This is a genomic window from Bifidobacterium dolichotidis, from assembly GCF_003951975.1.
In the GTDB taxonomy this organism is placed as follows: Bacteria; Actinomycetota; Actinomycetes; order Actinomycetales; family Bifidobacteriaceae; genus Bifidobacterium; species Bifidobacterium dolichotidis.
This window is the reverse complement of the sequence record NZ_QXGM01000005.1, coordinates 1-5,613: the sequence shown is the minus strand read 5'-3', so window position 1 is coordinate 5,613 and position 5,613 is coordinate 1. Positions and strand designations below refer to the sequence as shown.

Below are 5,613 nucleotides of genomic sequence, written 5' to 3'. Positions count from 1 at the left end.
ATATGTTTGAACCCCGATAACCGTTGTGGTTTCGGGGTTCAAACTTGAAAAGTTGTGTAGCGGCGGCGTGCTACTCTCCCACATCCTCTCGAATGCAGTACCATCGCCGTGCCAGGGCTTAGCTTCCGGGTTCGGAATGGGACCGGGCGTTTCTCCTGGGCTATGACCACCGCAAATCTTAAATTAGAACTCAACCAAGACAAGCTTGGTTGGGTGACGGTTTGGGGACCGGATAGTAGACGCGAATCCTGTTTACTGTGTGTATCTGTTAAGCGCTATTTCATGTTGTTACCATTGTTTGGTAACCGTTGAAAAGGTGATATATTGTGTGCTTTTGGCCGTTAGTGCCGGTCAGCTCCACCCCTTACAGGGCTTCCACATCCGGTCTATCTACCACATGGTCTATATGGGGCCTCTCACACTCTCAAAGGAGTGTTAGGAATCCTTATCTTGGAGCAGGCTTCCCGCTTAGATGCTTTCAGCGGTTATCCCTTCCGAACGTAGCTAACCAGCCATGCCCCTGGCGGGACAACTGGCATACCAGAGGTTCGTCCACCCAGGTCCTCTCGTACTATGGGCAGGTCTCCTCAAGATTCCAACGAGCGCAGAGGATAGAGACCAAACTGTCTCACGACGTTCTGAACCCAGCTCGCGTGCCGCTTTAATCGGCGAACAGCCGAACCCTTGGGACCTGCTCCAGCCCCAGGATGCGACGAGCCGACATCGAGGTGCCAAACCATCCCGTCGATATGGACTCTTGGGAATGATCAGCCTGTTATCCCCGGGGTACCTTTTATCCGTTGAGCGATGCCACGTCCGTACGCCGGCACCGGATCACTATCTCCGACTTTCGTCCCTGCTCGAGCCGTCGCTCTCACAGTCAAGCTCCCTTGTGCGATTACACTCAACACCCGATTGCCAACCGGGCTGAGGGAACCTTTGAGCGCCTCCGTTACTCTTTAGGAGGCAACCGCCCCAGTTAAACTACCCGCCAGGCACTGTCCCTGAGCAGGATAACTGCTCGAGGTTAGGCATCAGATGGGGACAGAGCGGTATTTCACTTGTCGACTCCACAATAGCTGGCGCCATTGCTTCACAGCCTCCCGCCTATGCTACACAATCCGCATCTGATACCAATACCAAGGTATAGTAAAGGTCCCGGGGTCTTTTCGTCCTTCTGCGCTTAACGAGCATCTTTACTCGTACTGCAATTTCGCCGAGTTCCTGGTCGAGACAGTGGGGAAGTCGTTACGCCATTCGTGCAGGTCGGAACTTACCCGACAAGGAATTTCGCTACCTTAGGATGGTTATAGTTACCACCGCCGTTTACCGGGGCTTGAATTCACCGCTTCACCGAAGTTAACGGATCCTCTTAACCTTCCGGCACCGGGCAGGCGTCAGTGCATATACAGCGACTTGCGTCTTCGCATGCACCTGTGTTTTTGGTAAACAGTCGCTACCCCCTGGCTTGTGCCACCCCTCAACGCTTCGAACACGCAAGATGTCTCACATCAAAGGGTCTCCCTTATGCCGAAGGCACGGGAGTAATTTGCCGAGTTCCTTGACCAGGATTCACTCGATCGCTTTGGTATACTCTACCTGACCACCTGTGTCGGTTTAGGGTACGAGCGGCAGTAAGCCCTCACACCGAAGCTTTTCTCGGCCGACCGGATCACCTAATATCATGCTGAAAAGCATCCACCATCACATCTCACCTTATACGTTCCCCGGATTTACCTAGGAAACAGGCCACATGCTTGGCCACGGAAAACCACCTCCGCAGTAGGCTACCGATCCGCGTCACTCCTGTGCTGACCTACAAGCATCTCACAAACGACCCACACCATCAACCAACCCCGAAAGGAAGGCATCCGGTTCAGGAAGCCTGCTCAACAGCAAGCAAGTCTTGGACGGTCTTACGCCGGTACGGGAATATCAACCCGTTCATCCATTCGACTACGCCTGTCGGCCTCGCCTTAGGACCCGACTCACCCAGGGACGATGAACGTGGCCCTGGAACCCTTAGTCATCCAGCGGCGGGGATCTTCACCCCGCTTTCGCTACTCATGTCTGCATTCTCACTCCCATGCAGTCCACCATAGATTACTCCACAGCTTCAACCCACACAGGACGCTCTCCTACCCAACACGTAAAAAACGTGTTGCCGCGTCTTCGGTGACGTGCTTGAGCCCCGCTACATTGTCGGCGCGGAACCACTAGACCAGTGAGCTGTTACGCACTCTTTCAAGGATGGCTGCTTCTGAGCCAACCTCCTGGCTGTCTATGCGACTCCACATCCTTTCCCACTTAGCACGCGCTTAGGGACCTTAGACGACGATCTGGGCTGTCTCCCTCTCGACGACGGAGCTTATCCCCCGCCGACTCACTGCTGGAATACACATACCAGGTATTCGGAGTTTGGCTGCTATTGGTACCCAATACGGGCCCGCAAGCATCCAGTAGCTCTACCCCCTGTATGCAATCAACCAACGCTGCACCTAAATGCATTTCGGAGAGAACCAGCTATCACGGAATTTGATTGGCCTTTCACCCCTAACCCCAAGTCATCCCCTCAGTTTTCAACCTAAGTGGGTGCGGTCCTCCACGCGGTCTTACCCGCGCTTCAACCTGCTCAGGGCTAGATCATCCCGCTTCGGGTCCAGGACATGCGACTCAAAAACGCCTTTTAAGACTCGCTTTCGCTACGCTTCCACCACAAGGCTTAAGCTCGCCACATGCCACTGACTCGCAGACTCATTTTTCGATAGGCACGCCGTCACCCCGAAAGGCTCCGACGGTTCGTAAGCGCACGGTTTCAGGAACTGTTTCACTCCCCTCCCGGGGTGCTTTTCACCTTTCCCTCACGGTACTAGTACGCTATCGGTCAGACAGGTGTACTTAGGCTTACCCAACGGTCTGGGCAGATTCACACGGGATTCCACGAGGCCCGCGCTACTCGGGAAACAATATCGCTAGACCATGCGCCTTCAGCTACGGGGCCATCACCCTCTACGGCCCGGTATCCAACCCGGTTCGCTTCACACATGATTTTCTACAACTAGCGTCGAACACGTCGGCATTCGAACAATCGCTCCCACGACACCACATACGCAACCCCCGACGGGTATCACACGCACATGGTTTAGCCTGATCCGCTTTCGCTCGCCACTACTCACGGAGTATCCTTTCCTGCAGGTACTGAGATGTTTCACTTCCCTGCGTACCCTCCAGTAAAACTGGTGCCGGCCCATAACAACCGGCGGGTTTCCCCATTCGGACATCCTCGGATCAAAGCCCTGTCGGCGGCTCCCCGAGGCTTATCGCAGCCCCACACGTCCTTCATCGGTACTGTCTGCCAAGGCATCCACCATACGCCCTTATAGGCACACAACCCATAAGACCTATACAACGAAAAACCAGACAACGCTCACCAACTATAAAAGTCAGTGAACCAACACAAAATAGATCACAAAACGATACAAACACTAAAAACTCAAAAACGAAATAATTTTAGTATTCTCACAGCAACAAGAACACACCAAACAAAACATGTTCAGTATGTGCTCGCGTCCACTCTCCAGTTCTCAAACCACCACCCCACACCCACATCACCAAACCAAACAAATGGCCAGCTCAATGAGCGGGAGCACACGGACCACCAAGTGGCAATCCGGGGACCCAACAGTATGCACCATACCCCGATCTAAAAGACCAGGCTTTTAACTTTCTTCCACACCAGCACACAAACCCACACCACAACACAGCAGTGTTAGAAAGGTTTGCTTCTTATTCAAATCTCCGTAGAAAGGAGGTGATCCAGCCGCACCTTCCGGTACGGCTACCTTGTTACGACTTAGTCCCAATCACGAGTCTCACCTTAGACGGCTCCCTCCAAAAGGTCAGGCCACCGGCTTCGGGTGCTACCCACTTTCATGACTTGACGGGCGGTGTGTACAAGGCCCGGGAACGCATTCACCGCAGCGTTGCTGATCTGCGATTACTAGCGACTCCGCCTTCATGCAGTCGAGTTGCAGACTGCAATCCGAACTGAGACCGGTTTTCAGGGATCCGCTCCACCTCACAGTGTCGCATCCCGTTGTACCGGCCATTGTAGCATGCGTGAAGCCCTGGACGTAAGGGGCATGATGATCTGACGTCATCCCCACCTTCCTCCGAGTTAACCCCGGCGGTCCCACGTGAGTTCCCACCATAATGTGCTGGCAACACGCGGCGAGGGTTGCGCTCGTTGCGGGACTTAACCCAACATCTCACGACACGAGCTGACGACGACCATGCACCACCTGTGAACCGGCCCCGAAGGGAAACCCCATCTCTGAGGCGATCCGGAACATGTCAAGCCCAGGTAAGGTTCTTCGCGTTGCATCGAATTAATCCGCATGCTCCGCCGCTTGTGCGGGCCCCCGTCAATTTCTTTGAGTTTTAGCCTTGCGGCCGTACTCCCCAGGCGGGATGCTTAACGCGTTAGCTCCGACACAGAACCCGTGGAAAGGGCCCCACATCCAGCATCCACCGTTTACGGCGTGGACTACCAGGGTATCTAATCCTGTTCGCTCCCCACGCTTTCGCTCCTCAGCGTCAGTAACGGCCCAGAGACCTGCCTTCGCCATTGGTGTTCTTCCCGATATCTACACATTCCACCGTTACACCGGGAATTCCAGTCTCCCCTACCGCACTCTAGTCCGCCCGTACCCGGCGCAAATCCACCGTTAAGCGATGGACTTTCACACCAGACGCGACGAACCGCCTACGAGCCCTTTACGCCCAATAAATCCGGATAACGCTTGCACCCTACGTATTACCGCGGCTGCTGGCACGTAGTTAGCCGGTGCTTATTCGAAAGCTACACTCAACATTCCAAAGAATGCCTTGCTGACAATCAAAAGCGGTTTACAACCCGAAGGCCTCCATCCCGCACGCGGCGTCGCTGCATCAGGCTTGCGCCCATTGTGCAATATTCCCCACTGCTGCCTCCCGTAGGAGTCTGGGCCGTATCTCAGTCCCAATGTGGCCGGTCACCCTCTCAGGCCGGCTACCCGTCAAAGCCTTGGTGGGCCATCACCCCGCCAACAAGCTGATAGGACGCGACCCCATCTCATGCCGCAAAAGCATTTCCCACAACTTCATGCGAAGAAGCGGAACATCCGGTATTACCACCCGTTTCCAGGAGCTATTCCGGTGCACAAGGCAGGTTAGTCACGCATTACTCACCCGTTCGCCACTCTCACCAATCAAGCAAGCTTGATCAGATCCCGTTCGACTTGCATGTGTTAAGCACGCCGCCAGCGTTCATCCTGAGCCAGAATCGAACCCTCCACAAAAAAACTATTTCATGAAAAGCCAAACGGCTCTAAAAAATATGACGAGTCATCCCTTTTAAGGAAAAAGGACAACACACAAAAAAACCCCGACACCAATTAAGCCCCCTCAGGCACCAAACAGGCAGGCATCGGACTGGCAAATTAAAAGACAACAATCACAATCAAAAAATCATGATCAAAGTAGTACAGTACACACTCTTGAGTTCTCAAACCACCACCACACACCCAAACCCGAACCAGAGAAGAAACCCCAGCGGCCTGAGCGGCAGCAAGA

General features: G+C 54.1%; 3 rRNA genes. All 3 read right to left on the bottom strand.

Features of this window, described 5'->3' with window-relative positions:
- Positions 1-57 precede the first annotated feature (57 nt).
- Positions 58-174, bottom strand: a 5S ribosomal RNA gene (rrf, locus tag D2E26_RS07435).
- 148 nt (positions 175-322) lie between these two features.
- A 23S ribosomal RNA gene (locus tag D2E26_RS07430) occupies positions 323-3,391 on the bottom strand.
- Between the two features lie 413 nt (positions 3,392-3,804).
- Positions 3,805-5,339, bottom strand: a 16S ribosomal RNA gene (locus D2E26_RS07425).
- The 16S, 23S and 5S rRNA genes sit together here, the layout of an rRNA operon.
- Positions 5,340-5,613 lie beyond the last annotated feature (274 nt).